General features: G+C 49.1%; 16 protein-coding genes and 1 tRNA gene. 5 read left to right on the top strand and 12 right to left on the bottom strand.

Annotated elements, in window-relative coordinates; translation table 11 throughout:
• Positions 1 to 20 precede the first annotated feature (20 nt).
• The 5 genes from NW199_RS07160 to hflK form a co-directional block, all read right to left on the bottom strand.
• Positions 21 to 551 (bottom strand): phosphoribosyltransferase, encoded by a 531-nt coding sequence (locus NW199_RS07160; RefSeq protein ID WP_249092760.1) that lies wholly within the window; start codon positions 549 to 551, stop codon positions 21 to 23.
• Between the two features lie 41 nt (positions 552 to 592).
• The gene (locus tag NW199_RS07155; protein ID WP_022472475.1) at positions 593 to 1,888 is read right to left on the bottom strand and encodes an adenylosuccinate synthase; all 1,296 of its coding nucleotides are present in this window, start codon (positions 1,886 to 1,888) and stop codon (positions 593 to 595) included.
• A 188-nt stretch (positions 1,889 to 2,076) separates the two neighbouring features.
• Positions 2,077 to 2,271 carry a DUF2065 domain-containing protein gene (locus NW199_RS07150; protein WP_249092755.1) on the bottom strand — a complete coding sequence of 65 codons (195 nt, stop codon included), beginning with the start codon at positions 2,269 to 2,271 and terminating at the stop codon, positions 2,077 to 2,079.
• 2 nt (positions 2,272 to 2,273) lie between these two features.
• Entirely contained in the window at positions 2,274 to 3,146 is an 873-nt protein-coding gene (hflC, locus tag NW199_RS07145; RefSeq protein ID WP_022472473.1) for a protease modulator HflC, read from the bottom strand.
• Positions 3,147 to 3,167: 21 nt separating this feature from the next.
• Positions 3,168 to 4,613, bottom strand: a complete 1,446-nt coding sequence (gene hflK / locus NW199_RS07140) for an FtsH protease activity modulator HflK (protein WP_258334102.1) — start codon at positions 4,611 to 4,613, stop codon at positions 3,168 to 3,170.
• 312 nt (positions 4,614 to 4,925) lie between these two features.
• Here hflK and NW199_RS07135 point away from each other — a divergent pair, with 312 nt between their 5' ends.
• From NW199_RS07135 to NW199_RS07115, 5 genes are all read left to right on the top strand, one after another.
• Complete coding sequence (locus tag NW199_RS07135; protein ID WP_258334101.1) at positions 4,926 to 5,627, top strand: nucleoside recognition domain-containing protein; 702 nt, start codon at positions 4,926 to 4,928, stop codon at positions 5,625 to 5,627.
• A gap of 23 nt (positions 5,628 to 5,650) precedes the next feature.
• Positions 5,651 to 6,115 carry a YjiG family protein gene (locus NW199_RS07130; RefSeq protein ID WP_249092753.1) on the top strand — a complete coding sequence of 155 codons (465 nt, stop codon included), beginning with the start codon at positions 5,651 to 5,653 and terminating at the stop codon, positions 6,113 to 6,115.
• A 141-nt stretch (positions 6,116 to 6,256) separates the two neighbouring features.
• Positions 6,257 to 7,378 carry a M20 family metallopeptidase gene (locus NW199_RS07125; RefSeq protein WP_022472564.1) on the top strand — a complete coding sequence of 374 codons (1,122 nt, stop codon included), beginning with the start codon at positions 6,257 to 6,259 and terminating at the stop codon, positions 7,376 to 7,378.
• A 173-nt stretch (positions 7,379 to 7,551) separates the two neighbouring features.
• On the top strand, positions 7,552 to 8,697 hold the full coding sequence (gene iadA / locus NW199_RS07120; protein WP_022472563.1) for a beta-aspartyl-peptidase: 1,146 nt from the start codon (positions 7,552 to 7,554) through the stop codon (positions 8,695 to 8,697).
• 106 nt (positions 8,698 to 8,803) lie between these two features.
• Entirely contained in the window at positions 8,804 to 10,435 is a 1,632-nt protein-coding gene (locus NW199_RS07115) for a Na/Pi cotransporter family protein (RefSeq protein ID WP_258334100.1), read from the top strand.
• Between the two features lie 7 nt (positions 10,436 to 10,442).
• Here NW199_RS07115 and putP read toward each other — a convergent pair whose 3' ends face one another.
• From putP to NW199_RS07080, 7 genes are all read right to left on the bottom strand, one after another.
• A complete protein-coding gene (putP, locus tag NW199_RS07110; RefSeq protein WP_258334099.1) occupies positions 10,443 to 11,939 on the bottom strand; it encodes a sodium/proline symporter PutP in 1,497 nt (498 codons plus the stop codon).
• Positions 11,940 to 12,838: 899 nt separating this feature from the next.
• Positions 12,839 to 12,914, bottom strand: a tRNA-Ala gene (locus NW199_RS07105).
• Positions 12,915 to 12,958: 44 nt separating this feature from the next.
• Positions 12,959 to 14,128, bottom strand: a complete 1,170-nt coding sequence (gene hflX, locus NW199_RS07100; protein WP_283162552.1) for a GTPase HflX — start codon at positions 14,126 to 14,128, stop codon at positions 12,959 to 12,961.
• Positions 14,129 to 14,203: 75 nt separating this feature from the next.
• A complete protein-coding gene (gene hfq, locus NW199_RS07095) occupies positions 14,204 to 14,440 on the bottom strand; it encodes an RNA chaperone Hfq (RefSeq protein WP_022473295.1) in 237 nt (78 codons plus the stop codon).
• A 76-nt stretch (positions 14,441 to 14,516) separates the two neighbouring features.
• Positions 14,517 to 15,869 (bottom strand): ribosome biogenesis GTPase Der, encoded by a 1,353-nt coding sequence (der, locus tag NW199_RS07090; RefSeq protein ID WP_258334098.1) that lies wholly within the window; start codon positions 15,867 to 15,869, stop codon positions 14,517 to 14,519.
• Between the two features lie 3 nt (positions 15,870 to 15,872).
• Positions 15,873 to 16,985, bottom strand: coding sequence for an outer membrane protein assembly factor BamB (gene bamB, locus NW199_RS07085; protein WP_249092178.1), 1,113 nt, complete (start codon positions 16,983 to 16,985; stop codon positions 15,873 to 15,875).
• Between the two features lie 16 nt (positions 16,986 to 17,001).
• Positions 17,002 to 17,655, bottom strand: coding sequence for a YfgM family protein (locus tag NW199_RS07080; RefSeq protein WP_258334097.1), 654 nt, complete (start codon positions 17,653 to 17,655; stop codon positions 17,002 to 17,004).
• Between the last annotated feature and the right edge of the window lies 1 nt (position 17,656).

The raw sequence follows: 17,656 nt of genomic DNA, 5'->3' as shown, positions 1-17,656 counted from the left end.
GAGCTGGAATCACTAAAAAGCTAATCAACTACCAATTCATCCGTACCGAAGCGGTGTTCCCTTAACCGCTCAATACCCATGGCGTCGTATCGCTCAAACGGTTGATGAATCCAAGGATTGTTATCTAAGAATTCGCACCAATAGTCAGGCGTATAAACCGAGTGGGATTTCCACCAGAGCACCGCCACACGGATTTCAGTAATGGCCGGATACTGTTGTTTTAAATGATGGACCACTTGTTCAAGCGTCTTGCCGGAATCCACCATGTCATCAACCAAAAGCATGCGCCCGGCGATTTCTCCACCCGTCTTCGTGATAAATTGCGCGATATCCAAGTCACCTTGTTGTTTGCCGGCGGCCTGACGATAAGAACTCGTCGCTAAAATCGCCAAAGGCATATCGTGAACGCGTGAGAAAATATCGCCCACACGCATGCCACCACGAGCCAAACACAAAATTGTGTCAAACTTGTAGCCGTCATCGGCCACTTTGAGAACCAACTGCTCAACGAGATCGTCGTACTCTTCTTGGGTAACAAACAGGTCAGTCATAGACATTGAAGGGCGGCCGCAAGCCGCCCTTTTTTAGTGAGTTATTTGTTAAACGGATTATCGAGCATGATCGTCTGCGAACGATCGGGACCGGTTGAGACAACCGCGATCGGGCAGCCGGCCACTTCAGACAAGCGTTGCAGATAGCGTTTAGCCGTTTCAGGCAAGTCTTCCCAACGCGTCACGCCGAACGTGCTTTCCTTCCAACCCGGGAAGTCTTCATAGATCACTTCACATTGTGCGCAGGCTTCAGCACCATAGGGCATAACATCAATTTCTTCGCCCTGATACTTGTAACCCACACCCAAGCGAACCGTATCCAAACCATCCAGCACATCAAGCTTCATCACAGCCAAACCACGCAAGCCGTTAATTTGTACGGCACGGCGCATAGCCGCTCCGTCAAACCAGCCGCAACGACGCGGACGACCCGTGACAGCACCGTATTCATAGCCTTTGTCGCGCAAATGCTGACCAATTTCATTGTGCAGTTCGGTCGGGAACGGACCTTCGCCAACACGTGTGCAATACGCTTTGGTGATGCCCAAAACATAGTCAATGCGGTGAGCGCCGACACCGGCACCTGAGCAAACCGCACCGGCCACCGTGTTGGAACTCGTCACATACGGATAGGTACCGTGGTCGATGTCAAGCATGGAGCCTTGAGCGCCTTCAAAGAGGAAGGACTTTCCTTCGTCCATCAATTTGTTGATGGTGTAGGAAACATCGGTGAGCATGGGCTTAATACGGGGAGCATAGGCCAACGTTTCATCGATAACCTTGTTAATGTCGAGCGCTTCGGAACCCAGCAACTTCGTCAACTCAAAGTTGTGGTATTCCATCACATCACGAACGCGCTCGATAAAGAACTTTTCGTTAAAGAGGTCTGCCACGCGCACACCGCGGCGGGCAACTTTATCTTCGTAGGTCGGGCCGATACCGCGACCGGTCGTGCCGATCTTCTTAGCACCGGCGGCCGCCTCACGAGCGTGGTCCAAGGCAATGTGATAGGGCATCACCAACGGCGCATTGCCGGAAACACGAATGCGGTGTTCAGCCTCGCAACCGTGTTCTCTTAATTGTTCAATTTCACCGAAGAAAGCTTCCGGGCAAAATACGATGCCATTGCCGAGATAGCAAGTCATCGTCGGGTGCATGATGCCAGACGGAATCAAACGCAACACCGTCTTATGACCATTGATCACCAGCGTATGACCGGCGTTGTGACCGCCATTAAAGCGCACCACCCCATCGACCTGTTCAGTCAACCAGTCGACAATCTTGCCCTTGCCTTCATCACCCCACTGGGCGCCGACCACGACAACATTCTTAGCCATTGTTTTATCCCCGAAAAAAGCAATAAAAACTGTAACCGGACGGCATTTTATAAAGCCAATCCACAACCCTTGTATTATGGCTTAGTTTTTCTTTTTTTTGTAGTCTCAAAAGCATTTTCCTGAGCCAATTCGACAAAAAATGCCATGAAAAAAGCCCGCCGAAGCGGGCCGTAGAGTTCGTCAGAAAACTAGGCGGTAATAAGCCAGATCACACCGACGCCAACCAGAAGCAATCCCAATCCGATTTTTCGGATAACATCGGGGGAAGCGACTTGACCAATCTCTCTGACAGCATCAAGCCATTTTTCCGGTGCCGTAAAAGGAATCAATCCTTCAATAATGCAAACCAGTGCGAAAGCCAGTACCCAAGTTTCCCACGACATCGTTATTTAGCCTCAGGTTCTTTCATGTACTTGAAGAAATCAGCCGAGGGATCAACCACCATGACATCTTTCTTATTCGCAAAGCTCGCACGGTAGGCTTCCAAATTACGATAAAAACGTGCAAACTCGGCATTTTTAGAGAAAGCCTGAGCATAGGTGGCATTGGCGATGGCATCCCCTTCACCCTTGATTTGTTGGGCTTGGTTATAGGCCTGAGCCAAAATCACCGCGCGCTGACGATCAGCATCGGCACGAATTTTTTCTGCCTCAGCCGCACCGGTTGAACGTTCTTCAGCAGCAACGCGCTTACGTTCAGCTTCCATGCGGCGATAAACAGATTCGGAAATTTCCGGGGTGAAATCCACTCTCTTTAAGCGGACATCGACCACTTCCACACCGACATCCTTTACGCGTTCCTGCAGACCCGTGCGAATTTCAAGCATGGCTACATCACGTTCGCGACTGGTGATGCCATTGACCGTACGTTTATTAACCGTTTGGTTCAAGGCGTCACGAAGCAGCGCTGAGATTCGATCTTCTGCCGCGCGTTCATTGCCTTGGAAAGAAACCCAATATAAACGCGGATTGGCAATACGCCACTTCACAAACGAGTCAATCATCAAGTTTTTCTTTTCACTCGTTTGCACAAGATCGGCCGTCGGAGCATCCAACGTCAAAATGCGCTTATCCAAATAAACGACATTTTGAAATGGCGGCGGAAGCTTCGCATGAAGTCCGGGCTCAGAAACCACTTCTTTTAATTCACCCAAAGCGAACACCAAAGCGTGCTCACGTTCATTGACCGTGTACAGGCACAGTTTGGCAGCGGCTAACGCGACCAAAACAACCAAGGCTGCAGTTGATAATTTTTTCATGTTTTTCTCCTATCCCCTTGGTTAACGCACACGATCACGGATTGCATCACGCGCATTGAAGTCTCTGCTGTACGTGCGTGACGTTGAAGCGGCAGGCTGCGTAGCTGGCTGCTGAGTCTGTGTCTGAACTGCAGACTGAGAAGCAGTGGCAGGCGCCACGGCCTTGGCAGAAGCCGCGTTTTGCTCCATTAACTTATCAAACGGCAGATAAAGCAAGTTGTTGCCGTCTTTGGTATCCACATAAACCTTCGTTGTGGATTGCATGACCTGTTGCATCATATCCACATACATACGGTCTCGAGTGACACGCGGAGCCTTTTCATACTGAGTCAAAATTTGTGCGAAGCGATCTGCGTCACCCTTGGCCGTTTCGACCACACGCGCCTTATAGCCTTCGGCTTCCTGAGCCAAACGCGCGGCCATACCGCGAGCCTTCGGAATAACATCGTTGGCGTAGGCTTGACCTTCGTTGATTTGACGTTCACGGTCTTGACCGGCCTTCACGGCATCGTCAAAGGCGGCCTGAACCGGTTGAGGGGGCTGTGCGTTTTGAATAGCCACGCTCATCACTTCAATGCCCGTGCGATAGCGATCGAGCATTTCCTGCATGATCTTTTTCACGTCTTCGGCGATCTCCTGCTTGCTTTCAAAAAGCACGCTGTCCATCTTCTTACGACCAACGACCTCACGCATGGCGCTTTCTGCGGATTGACGCACGGACTCATCAGGATCACGCGAGCGGAAAATGTAATTCATCGCCCCGTCACCCGACTTAATACGATATTGAACATTGAAGCGTAAATCGACAATGTTTTCATCATCGGTAAGCATCAAGGCTTCGGCCTCGCGGTTGGCTCGACCCATGGCGCCGATTGCCACCGTTCTCACGCTGCTGACATCAACAATATTGACCTCTTCAATCGGCCAGGGCAAATGCCAGCGAAAACCCGGCATGGTTGTTTGCGTGTATTTGCCAAACGTGGTCACGATACCTGACTGGCCTTCCGGAACAATGTAAAAACCGGTGGCAGCCCACAAACCCACTACAACCACTGCCGCAAACGCTAAACCGCGACCGCCGGGTTGCTTCTTAATAAATTTAGGCGGCTGCATATTCTTAAAAGATTCAAATTGCTTTTTTAATTGCTCTTGAGGATTTTGTCCGCCAAAGGAACGAGTGTTGTTGTCTTCGTCACGCTTTTGTTCAAAAGCGTCTTCACGACGAGATCCGTCCTCTCTGCGCCCTTGACCTAACATTCCGCCCAGAGCACGGTTAAATTCATCCCAGAGACGATCTAAATCATCCCCTTCATTTTTTCGCTTACCGGCCTCTTTATTCTCAAAACCATTCTGACCGCGTTCATCTTTACGATCAGTATCCGAGCGGTTTTCCTTTTCAGGCGCGCTCTTTTTTTCCTCGTTATCGTCCGAGCCGCCCCGGCCCCAATGCGGGTCATTCAAAGACATGCGTCAACTCCCTGACCGCACAACCATCCAAATAGTGACTGTCGGTCCTTTTACTTACATCAATGTGAACGGTTTATTTTAAAGGAATTTGTTCCGACAACCCTTAAATCAATCTTAGATATTAAGAAAAAGGAGCTATTTGAATCCCTTTTTCTTAATTCCTTATCAGGTATTTCCCTTAGAACACAGCTTTAGACACTCAAAATAAGTAATTTCACCTAGACGGAAAAATGTTAAATACTTTACTATCCGTTACATGGATGTTTCAGACATCCATTTCTTTTAATTATTGACTAACAAAAGGATCATCCTATGTCTGAACAAGAAAAAAAGACTACGGAAGAAAAAGTTGGTATTGGCGGTTACATCGCCTTGGTTTTCGCCATCGTGTTTTTCTCCGGTGTGTGCGCCGGTAACCACTGGTGGGGTATTTTCGACTTCTCCACGTTAAATGGCGCTTTCGGTAAGGTCATCACGAACGTCACCCTCAACGGCGACGTGTTGAAGACCTCCACCGGTATGTTCCGCGGTGTTGGCGGTTCCGGTGCTATCGACGGCTTCTGCTTCGCCTTGACGTTGGTTCCGACCGTTATGTTCGCCTTGGCCATGATCACGGTCTGCGACCACTACGGTGCTTTGGCTGCCGCTCGTCAACTCTTGACCCCGATTCTCCGTCCTTTGATGGGTATCCCGGGTTCCTGCTCTTTGGCTTTGATCGCTTCCTTGCAATCCACCGACGGCGGTGCTGCTTTGACGCGCCAATTGTTGGATAAGGGCGAAATCACCGAAGACGAAGCTGACGTGTTCGCTATGTTCCAATTGTCCGCTGACGCCACCATCACCAACTTCCTTGGTGCCGGTGTTGTGCTTTTGAGCTTGACGGACTCTGCAGGCAACACGGTTCCTGCTTCCATCGCTTTGTGCTTGGGCATCATGCTCGTCATGAAGGTTTTCGGCGCTAACGTTATTCGTTTCTTGAAGATCTTCTCCGCTAAGAAGAAGAAAGCCGCTTAATTCAGGATTGGAGGATATTGAATATGTCTAGTGAAAACAGCAAGCCGATGGTAACTGACGTTTTCGTCAAGGGTGCCATTCAAGGTTGGAATATTGCAACCCACTCCACGATCCCGAACGTTTTGATGGCTTTCGTGATTATTGCCGCTTTGAACGTGGCCGGCCTTTTGCCGATCTTGGGCGACATTTTCCGCCCGTTGATGGGTTTGTTCGGTCTGCCCGGTGAAGCCGCTGCCGTTTTGATCGCCGGTTGGATGTCCATGGGCGGTGGTGTCGGTGTGGCTGCCGCTTTGTTCGATCAAGGCGCCATCTCCGTTGGTGACTGCGCCATCTTGGCTCCGGCCATTTATTTGATGGGTTCCCAATTGCAATACATGGGTCGCTGCTTGGGCGTTATCGGTACGCGCGGCAAGATGATCCCGTTGTTGATGTTGGTTTCCATCATTAACGCTTTCATCTCTATGATCATCATGAACATCCTCGTCTAATGACCGGATTTCGTATGACATAGACTCAAGGGGGATTAACGCTAATTAATCCCCCTTTTTCATACACTAAACAGTACAATTTCATCAGGTCGATTGATCTTATTCAATCGGTTTGCAACACATTTAGAAAGGATAATTCCGATGGTTCAAGAATTTCTCAAGGACTTGGAAAAGGTCGTTAACGTAGACGCCGGCACGGCTTGCACCGAAGGTGTGAAGCAAGTTGCTGAAACGTTCAAGCAACACTACGAAGGCATTGGCTTTACTGCCCGTCTCGTTGACTTGGGCGACAAGGTCGGTCCCGCTCTTTTCGCTACCAACAAGCCCGAAGCCACACACTATGACGTGATGCTCAACGCCCACTTGGATACGGTTTTCCCGGCCGGCACCGTGGCTGTCCGCCCGATGTCTATCAAGGGTGATCGTGCCTATGGTCCTGGTGTCTTGGACTGCAAAGCCGGCTGCATGACCATTTTCTACGCTTTGAAGAATCTGCCCAAAGAAACGTTGGACAAGCTCTCCATTTTGGTAGCCTGCAACCCCGACGAAGAAACGGGTTCTGTCTCCTCTCACGATTGGTTGAAGGAATGCGCCTCTAAATCTGACCGCGCTTTGATCTTTGAACCGGCTCGTGAAGGCGGTGAATTGGTTTGCGCCCGTAAGGGTTCGAGCACCTACAAGATCACGTTCCACGGTGTGTCCGCTCACGCCGGCAACAACCCTGAACGCGGCCGTGACGCCATCTACGCCATGGTGAAGTTCATCGCTGCCGTTAAGGAATTGGCCGACTGGGATCGTGGCATCACGCTCAACTTCGGTATGGTTCGTGGCGGCACGGTTGCCAACGTTGTGGCTGATTTTGCTGAAACGGAACTTGACCTTCGCGTCTGGAACGATGACGACTACAACGAAGTTAACGCCAAGATCATGCAATTGGCCCAACAAGAATGGGTCGCCGGTGTTACGCAAGAAATCGTTGAAAAGAACCACCATGGTGCCATGCCCTTGAGCGAAGCCACCAAGGCGATGGCCGGCTTGATTGAAGAAGCCGCCAAGCTCGAAGGTTTCGATATCGCTTGGGTGAAGGCCGGTGGCGCCTCTGACGGCAACACCACCGCTTCCATGGGTGTCCCCACCTTGGACGGTTTGGGACCTGTCGGCGGTGAAATGCACTGCGACCGTGAATACTTGGAAATCAACTCGATTGAAAAGCACATCAAGGTTGCTGAACGCTTCTTGACGTTGATCGCCGAACGCAAGTAATCTGTGTTTGACTTTCAATAAGTCCTGGGGGATGGTCTGAAAACCATCCCCTTTGTTTTTTCTGTTTTCTCTCAAACTTCCTGTCTCAATTAACGTCCTTGATTCGTCATTTAGGCGCTATCATTCCTAGCGGATTGTTTCTTTTTCGATAAGACATTAAAGAGGAAGTTACCATGGCTCTTTTAATTAAAAATGCCCATGTATTTGCCCCGAAGGATTTGGGTGTACAAGATGTCTTGATGGCCGCTGAAAAAGTGATTGCCATCGGCAAGGACTTGCCCTCCACCCTACCCGATACAGAAGTCATTGACGCCAAGGGTCAAATCATGACCCCAGGCTTTTTTGATCAACACATTCACGTCACTGGTGGCGGCGGAGAAGGTGGCCCGGTTACGCGTACGCCGGAAATCATGCTCTCTGAACTTGTCGCCTGCGGCACAACCAGCGTTGTCGGTGTCTCAGGAACGGACTTTGTGACCCGCTCCATCGAAAATCTTTTAGCGAAGGTGCGAGCACTCAAATCCGAAGGCGTTTCAGCCTGGATGTATACGTCCAACTACAAGTATCCGCCCACAACAATGTCCGGTTCTGTTTCTCAAGACATGTTCCTTGTGCCGGAGTGCTTGGGGGTGAAAATTGCCTTGGGCGACCACCGCTCCTCTTTCCCGACCGTTCAGGAAGTTTTAGCTCTTTTAGCTGAAATTCGTGTGGGCGGCATGATCGCCGGTAAGACAGGCTTTCTTCATATCCATACGGGCAACATCCCCGGCAGTTTTGATATGTATAAGGAAATTGTTTCTCGCGGTTTCCCCATTAAGCATATTCGTCCGACGCACTGCGGCCGCATCCGCCACGTATTTGATGCAGCGGTTGAGTTTGCCAAAGCTGGCGGCTACATGGATATCACGACGGGCGCAAGCTGTGCCTTTGACAATCCTGCCATCGCTGTGATGACAGCACTGGATGCCGGAGTTGATCCGACGCACATTACGCTTTCCACGGACGGTCACGGCTCAGTTCCGCGCTTTAACGATAAAGGCGAAATGGTTGGTCTGGGCGTTGGCGGTGTTGCCGGCAACCTCACCGAAGTCAAACGCTTGATCGCCGAATTCAAGATGCCGATTGAAAAAGCCATTACCTTTATTTCTTCAAACGTCGGTTCAGCTTTGGGTCTGCCCGGTCAAGGCGTCATCGAAGTGGGCGGTTGCGCCAATGCCTGTCTCTTTAACGATGCCATGGAATTGACAACGGTGGTCTCTCGCAATCACGTTATGATGCGTAACGGCGAAATCGTTCAAAAAGGCACTTTTGAATACTAATTCAAAAGGGAATTAGACCCATGAGCGGAGATTGAAAAACCTCCGCTCTTTTTTTGTCTTTCAGCAAAAGAGCAAAAAGCCTACAATGGCCTGAGGAATTCAATTTTTGGACGAATTAATGAACCATATTGCCAACCTGCTGGGAGCCGTAGCCCTGATTTTCTGGGGGACCTACATGGTGAAAAGCGGCATGCTGAGAACTTTCGGCATGTCTCTTCGCACCGCGCTCTCACATGGTTTGGACAATCGATTTAAGGGATTCGCGGCGGGCTTTTGCTTATCGAGCCTCTTACAAAGCTCAACGGCTGCGACACTTTTGGTGGCCGGGCTTCAATCCGAAGGTTTGGTCAACACACTCATTGCCATTAGCTGCATTTTCGGCGCCGAACTCGGCAGCGCCTTTGTCGCCACGGTTTTAAGTCTGAATCTTGCCGTCATCGCCCCCATTCTGATTCTGATCGGCGTGGTCATGTTCTTTCACTACACGCCTTCCAAACGCCAAGGACAGTTCGGCCGTATTGTGATGGGCTTGGCCTTTATCATGGTGGCCATCAATCAGATTGTTGTATCCACCGAACCTTTGCGATCAAGCGCCGATTTAGCTCCGTTTTTCCTCCTTCTGCATGACTATTTAATTCTGTCTTTCATCGCAGGGATGCTCTTAGCCATAGGCTGTGTCTCAAGCCTCGCGGCGGTGATCGTCTCCTCTTCTTTGTACGCCGCGCAAGTGCTTGACTATGAAACCGCTATCTGGATGGTTTTGGGAGCCAATGCAGGCAGTACCGTTTTAGCCCTTTCGACAACCATGTTTGCGAGTTCAGTCGGACGGCGGGGCCCCTATGCCACCTCTTTTTTCAGAGCACTTATCATTGCCCTAGCCCTCTTCGTATTGTCTGTTGGTTTACCAAACTCAATAAAACTGCCCGACAATGTGGTGCTCTTTCATTTATCGTTTAACGCTCTCGTGGGGCTTTTAGGGTTACTTTTTATTAAACCTTTGAGCGCGTTAATTGAGCACTGTCTGCCAAACATTCAGAACGATCCTACGATCTACTCGGATAATAAAAAGCTTTTCGTTCAGGAAAATTTCTTGTCTGTCGGAATTTCTTTATCAGTGGCTAAGAAAAATTTGATTAAAGAAATTGAAGGCATTCGTCTGCTCTGGGGTGATGTTGACACGCTTTTGAGACTCAATCCCAATCCGGGTGATGTTATGCTCATGCGAAATAAAGCGGCTGAATTGGTGAGGCTAAACAGAAGCTTGTCATTATTTTTAAACCGTGCTGTCACGCCGAGTCTTAGCTCATATGAGGCGATTCAGTGGCAAAACATGAAAAGTGTTAACGGCTCATTAAAGTCAGCGGTGAATTTAATTGACCACACCATTGAAGTAATTAATGAAGGTAAGTGTCTCAAGCACTTGGATTTCAGCCCTGAAGGCTTAAGGGAACTGAGAGAGTCTCACCAGATTGTGCTCTCCAGCATCGAGACGCTTCACGCTTATTTGAGTTCTACCGATGCCAAAGAGAAAAAAGAATTGACCGAAAAGTTATTGGCCCATCAAAAACGGTTATTGACCGCGGCCAGAGAGCAAACCCACCTGCACCTACTGCGAATTGCCAATGATGACGTCAACGCCATCGAAACCGATGCATTGCATCTGGAAATTCAGTCACTTTTTAACCGCGTGGCCGGCCTCATTTGTGCCAGCGTCAATTTGGAGTTGGAAAGAGTCTAACTTCAAATCAAATCGTCAGATCTCTGCCCCTGCGGACGGATTCCTGCACTTCATCAAATATGTCCTTCATCGCCTGCGAGGGTTTCTGACCTATTAGCGAGAAGATGACAATTGCCGCTAATGCAAAAATGAATCCGGGAATAATTTCATAAAGGCCGAACCAGCCGAAGGTATTCCAAACAATAACAGTCACAGCACCTGTGACCATTCCAGCCAAGGCTCCGTTTTTCGTCATTTTCTTCCACCACAGGCTCATGATAATCACGGGGCCAAACGAGGCGCCAAAACCGGCCCAGGCATAGCTCACCAAACCCAATACCTTACTTTGAGGATCCATGGCGATAAAAATGGCCACAAGCGAAACCATCAACACCATTAAGCGTCCGAACCAAATCAACTCACGCGTCGATGCCTGCGGTCGAATAAAGGCCCGATAGAAGTCTTCGGTGAGCGTTGAAGAGCAGACCAACAACTGACATGAGAGCGTACTCATCACAGCGGCCAAAATAGCCGACATCAGAATACCGGCAATCCAAGGATTGAAAAGCACCTGCGTGAGAACAATGAAAACCAATTCCGGGTTGGCAATAACGGATGTCCCTTGTGTGATGTGCTCGGCAAAATAGGCACAGCCGAAAAAGCCAACACTGACGGCACCGGCCAAGCAAAAAACCATCCAAATAATCGAGGTACGGCAGGCGGTCGGAATGACTTTGATCGATTTTGTCGCCATGAAGCGAACCAGAAGATGAGGCTGACCAAAGTAGCCCAACCCCCAAGCCAAAAGCGATGCGATGCCAACCGCTGTCTGCCCCTTAAACATATCAAGCATGGACACATCGATGGCGCTCACCTTACCGATGGTTTCGGAAAATCCCCCTAATTCGTTCATGACCACGATGGGTGTAACCACCAGTGCCACACACATCATCGCCGCCTGAACGGTATCGGTCCAACTGACGGCCAAAAAGCCACCGATAAACACATACAGTATGGTCGCCGCCGCACCGATCCACAGGGCTGTCGAATAGTCCATGTTAAAGGTAGATTCAAAAAGCCTTGCGCCCGCCACCATGCCGCTCGCGGAATAAATTGTGAAGAAGATCAAAATAACAATGGCACAAATGATGCTTAACACCCGTTTATCGTCGTCGAAACGGTGGCTGAGATAATCAGGAAGCGTGAGCGCGTTTTTGCATCTTTCTGTGTAGACACGCAATCGAGCCGCAACAATTTGCCAATTAGTCAATGAGCCGATGCAAAGACCGATCGCCAACCAACTTTCAGAAATACCTGAAAGAAAGACAGCCCCCGGCAATCCCATTAAAAGCCAACCGCTCATGTCACTTGCGCCAACTGACAAGGCGGTTACCAAGCCGCCCAGGCGTCTGCCGCCTAAGACATAGTCGTTGAAGTCACGTGTGTAATGCCAAGCGATAAAACCGATGGCAACCATCAGTAACAGATACCCGCAAAACGTAATGGCAATGGGATTAAAAGACATCGTTCATCATATTTCAAAAAAGTGAACATTCAGTCTAATTCATCTGAAGCGAAATGTCCCTTTTGAGATAGGCCATCTCGCCTAGTTATTCAAATTTAGAAAGAGGTCGAGACGAGCTCTCTGAAAAAATCCATTAGTGACGATCGATAGTTTTTTGGGTAAATATTTTGATTTTGTAGAAAATTTCCGAAGTGTCCAGTTCAAAAATTGATGGACGCTTCGGACTAATTCGGCTAAGTAATCATTGTGTATTTTTCAGTACAGTAATAAAAATCCGCCTGACTCAAAATAAACCAGATAGAGATTTCTCTAAAAGTCGATAACTTAAGTGGGATGAGGAGGGGCGAACTCTCCAATGTTTTCAGACCTTTTACATTCGATTTTTTTCTTAGTCACCCAAAAGATCAGGAGTGAAACTTCAATCGAAAATTTCCAATATCGTTCGTTAATTTTTAATAAACTCTCGAAGCCCAACGAGAAAAGGGAATTTCTTTCCATGCCTTGGCTCTGAAAACTTTGCGCCGAATTCTTCAAGATTTTTCGCGCGAAAAGAATTTCGGCGAAAGCCGAAAGGGCCCCTGTGAAACAGGGTTTAGAAACGACAATGGCCCGGTTGCACCCGAGCCAAAGTCAATTTAAACGAGGTGACAGAATGACTTATCTTTCATCCTCGTGGGTGACTATAACACAATTAAATGCGATTGTGGTCATTGACTTAAGAATTCAATTCTTAGTTGTGACGCTTGCGTTTATGTTGTGGATAGTCCGCACGAAACCTTAATGGGTTGGGGCTAAGTTCGAAATGGCTTAGCCCTCGTGCGTTTCCATACGCAACAATAAAAAATCCACCTGATTTAAAACAAACCAGATGGAAATTTCTCTTTAAAATCAAAATTGTGTGGTGGAGATGAGGAGGGTCGAACTCCCGACCTCTGCATTGCGAACGCAGCGCTCTGCCAACTGAGCTACATCCCCACAAGAGGTTTTGAATTCTGCCACGCCATAGCGAAAATTGCAAACTACTCCATTTCCTCTTTTTCCCAATCTTCAAGCTCTCGAGGCAAACTTTTGTTTGCTTCTTTGACCTCTCGGGATTTCTCTAATATCGCTTCCCGCAATAAATCTAGGCCAACACCTGTTAATGCAGATATTCTGACAGCCTCTATCTCGCCGGAAGCGTTCCTTAAAATTTCCGGTTCCAGATCTGTTCGATCAATTTTGTTGAGTACCAGAATTGTCGGAATTTCATGGGCGTCGATTTCTTCCAAAACTTTGTTTACTTCAACAATCTGATCGTCCTTGGCTGCGCTTGAAGCATCAACGACATGCAACAAAATATCAGCATGCACTGTCTCATCCAAAGTCGACTTGAAGGCCTCCACCAGCTGGTGAGGTAGTCCTCGAATAAAACCGACCGTATCACTTAAGACTACACTTTCCCCCTCTCCGACATAACAGCGTCGGGCTGTTGTATCCAATGTTGCAAAAAGCTGATCGGCGGCATATATATCAGACTTTGTGAGCGCATTAAATAATGTGGATTTACCCGCATTGGTGTAGCCTACAATCGACAAGGAGACAATGTCACTTCGTGAGCGGCCTTTACGTTGCGTGTTGCGCTGCTTGGCTAATTTTTTCAGCTGTTCCTTTAACTGCTTGACTCGGACTCCAATCATGCGGCGGTCCAATTCAATTTGCTTTTCACCGGGACCACCCGTCTTACCTAGCCCCCCACGTTGACGCTCCAAGTGAGTCCAGCCTCGAACCAATCGTGTTGACAGATGTTCCAGTCTTGCCAACTCCACTTGCAGACGACCTTCCCGACTTTTGGCTCGTCGCTGAAAGATTTCCAAAATAAGCTGAGTTCGATCAAGCACTGCAACGCCCACGATTCGCTCAATGTTGCGCTGCTGTGCGGCTGACAAGGCCACATCAAAAACGACCACACCGATATCGAGTCGTTTCACCTCATCGGCCAATTCACCGATTTTTCCGCTGCCCAAATACGTCGCCGGATCAGGTTTATCACGCTTAGCCATCATAAGCCCAACGGGCTCAAGTGCATCGCTTCGAACAAGCTCAGTGAGCTCTTCAGCTGCATCAGCAATGGTGATTCGCGAAGTGGAAATACAAACGAGGTATGCTCTGGGCGACTTTTCTTCAGCGCTATCGATTTGAAATACAGTCATACGGTAGGGACAAAAAGAGCGTGCCAAGCGAATCCACCCCGGCACACTCCTTTATTGATCATCAATCAGGTTCGATTACTCAGCGTCTTCGACTTGAGGCATGTTCACGGGCTTAGTCGGCACCACGGTACTGATCGCATGTTTGTAGACCATTTGTGTCACAGTATTGCGAAGCAGCACAACGTATTGGTCGAACGATTCCACCTGACCTTGTAACTTAATGCCGTTAACCAAGTAGATGGAGACCGGAATATGTTCCTTGCGCAAAATGTTGAGGAACGGATCTTGTAAAAGTTGGCCTTTATTTGTCATTTTTATTCTCCGGGCGTTTGAAATAGCACGCCTTCTTGTTTAGGTAGCCCGACTATCGAACACCTGCCCTGTTAGTTTAATCCTTTTTCTCCACATAGGGATTGCGGTTCAGCTTAAATTCAATCCGAAGCGGAGTTCCCGCCAAATTAAATTGATCTCTGAACCAACCTTCCAGATAGCGTTTATAGCTATCCGGCACAGCCTGCAGGCTGTTGCCATGAATCACCACAACGGGAGGATTTTGCCCGCCTTGGTGAGCATAGCGTAATTTCGGTCGAACACCCTTGACTCGAGGGGGTGATTGACGCTGAACGGCTTCAATAAGCGCACGGGTCAACTTGGGCGTCGACAATTTTGCGAAAGCGGCCGCGTGTGCATCAGAGACAGCCTTCATCAAATGGTTCAAACCGTTTCGCTTTAACGCAGAAATGTGAATCTGGCGTGCCCAATTCAGGAAATGAAGCTTGTGATCCATTTCTTCATCAATTCGGCTACGCTCGTAGCTATCGAGAGCATCCCACTTGTTAATAGCAACCACTAAAGCACGACCGCTTTCCAACACATAACCGGCGATATGCGCATCGTGCTCGGCGATCCCTTCCTTGGCATCAAGCACCAAAATAACAACATTGGAGTCCGCAATCGCCTGCAAAGTTTTAACCACCGAGAATTTTTCAATGGCTTCAAAAACTTTACCTTTGCGGCGTAAACCGGCCGTATCAATTAACGCATAGTCTCTACCGTCATACTCGAAATCCACTCGAATTGAATCGCGTGTCGTACCCGGCATATCGTATGCAATCAGCCGTTCTTCACCTAAAAGAGCATTGATTAACGTACTTTTACCGGCGTTGGGCCGACCGGCCACGGCCACCTTAATGCGAGGAGCCTTCCCCTCTTCGGCGGCTTCTTCATCATCAACAATATCGATTTCTTCTTCGGGACAAAGCGACAGGGCCAACTCAATCATGTTGTGCACCCCGTGGCCGTGAGCCGCTGAAATCATGTTGGGTTCGCCCATGGCTAATTCATAGAATTCTGCAGCATGAACAGAATCCAAACCTTCGGCTTTATTGACCGCCAACACAACCGGTCGATGAGTACGTCTTAAGTGATTGGCAATGCGCTCGTCATGCGGAGTCAAACCCGTTCGAGCATCGACCACAAAAATCACCACATCGGCTTCTTCGATGGCCAATTCAGCCTGGCTTGCCATAGCCTTGACAATCCCTTGGCTTTTAACCGGTTCAAAACCACCCGTATCCACCACAATATAAGGGCGAGGACCCACACGACCTTCACCGTATTGACGGTCGCGTGTCAGTCCGGGAAAGTCCGCCACAAGAGCATCCCGGGAACGAGTCAGTCGATTGAAAAGCGTGGACTTTCCGACATTGGGACGTCCGACCAAAGCAATCACAGGAAGCATGGTTTATTGCACCTTAATGAAGGCCACTTCACCTTCTTCAGTTTGGAAAATAGCTCCCTGCTCATAACTTTGAGCAGGAGAGACAATGGCTCCATCCAAGCGGGTGCGGCCGATAATATCGCCGCTTTCCGGATTGAGAATTTGCACATAGCCTTCGCTGTCACCAACAGCCACAACACCCGACATCGGGGTGATCGCTCGTACGCCGCGCCACTTCAGCTTTTCATTTTTCCAGACAGGATAGCCGCGGGTGCGATCAAAGGCATAAAGTTCACTGGCCGTATTGCCGATATAAACAAAACGGTCATCAGCCGAAGGCGGCGTCATGGCCGTCACATCGTGCGTAAAACGCAGCTGACCGTTGGTGGCATCCATACAAACCAAGCGTCCTTGGAACGCTGAAGCACAGAGCAGATCTCGATTGACCATCGGAGTGCCCAAGATATCCACCAGGCGTTCAACTTCGGTAATGCCACGAGCCTCTGAAATCAAGGCCTGCCATACAGGACGGCCTTCAGCGGATAACCCTAAAAGGTACCCATTACTTTGTCCCACCAGAATCATGGGACCGAAGAAAATCATTCCGGAAGCATTTTTAATAGTAAGCGACGGAGCCTGACGCTGATAACGCCAGCGCTGTTCACCGGTTGACGCATCAAAAGCGGTCACACGAGTGTCGGCCGTGCGCACAATGACCAAACCATTGCCCACCAACGGTACAGCATCCATCTCACTCGTTAAGAATGTTGACCAGAGCTTTTTACCTTCGGCATCCAATACAACAAGTTCACCTTTGGCTGTACCAACGGCAATGATATAACCGTCACTACCAACGCCAGCCGCCACCGGTGCATCGGTATCAAAACTCCATACCTCATCACCATCATCGGCATCCAAGCGATAGACGGTGTTGCCGCCTGCAACGTAAACCGAGCTACCAACCACCGAAGGCACTAAATAATTCGTCAGACTTTCACCCACACTCTTAGACCAAACCACATCAGGTTCAGCGATGGAGTTATAGTCTTCGAGCTCAGTAGGCGCTTGAGAACTCGGGGCGCTGCATCCGGCCAAAACCGCGGCGGCTGCCAGGGCCAAAAGTGTTTTCTTCATCATACAAAGCCTTTAAGTCTTATTGCTTTTGTTGTTCAATGTCTTCAGGAAGCGCTTGAAGTTTAAGTTGAACGAAACCCATCAGTGCCGGATCAATCGGGTGCTTTAAAGCTTCCTGCCACACTCGGCGGGCATTCACCACATCACCCTTAGCAAAGTAAGCATCACCCAAACGGTCATTGACCAAGGCGATCTGCTTATCGGTAGGCTGAGCCGCCGTCAACAAAGAAACAGCGTCTTCGTATTTTTTATCATCCAAAAGGAAACCGGCCAAGCGAACACGGGCTACGGTTTGATATTCCGGGCGATCGGATTCTGCCACCACCCAATGCAACAATTCCTGAGCCTTCGCACTCTCGCCCTTCGATTCAAGGTAACGGGAAGCGCTCAAAGCACCCATCGGACCGTAAACGGTAGAACCCGCATCTTCAATTAGCGCATCAACAATTTTCTCAACAGAAGCAGGTTCAGACTGCTGCATAATCGCCGTCTGAAGTGAAGAATAGGCGACACTGGCTTCCTGGGCTTGATGACGTTCCCACCACTTCATACCGTTGTAGCCGGCAAAAGCCAAACAAACCACGGTAATTACGGAGAGAACCAAGTTACCCCATTTCTCCCACCAAGCCTTTAACTCGTCTAATGACTCTTGTTCTTGTAAATCGTAGGCCATG

Origin of the sequence: Parasutterella secunda, assembly GCF_024733725.1 — a bacterium.
Taxonomy (GTDB): Bacteria; Pseudomonadota; Gammaproteobacteria; order Burkholderiales; family Burkholderiaceae_F; genus Aphodousia; species Aphodousia faecalis.
The sequence above is the reverse complement of the archived record's forward strand: the minus strand, read 5'-3'. Positions and strand labels throughout refer to the sequence as shown.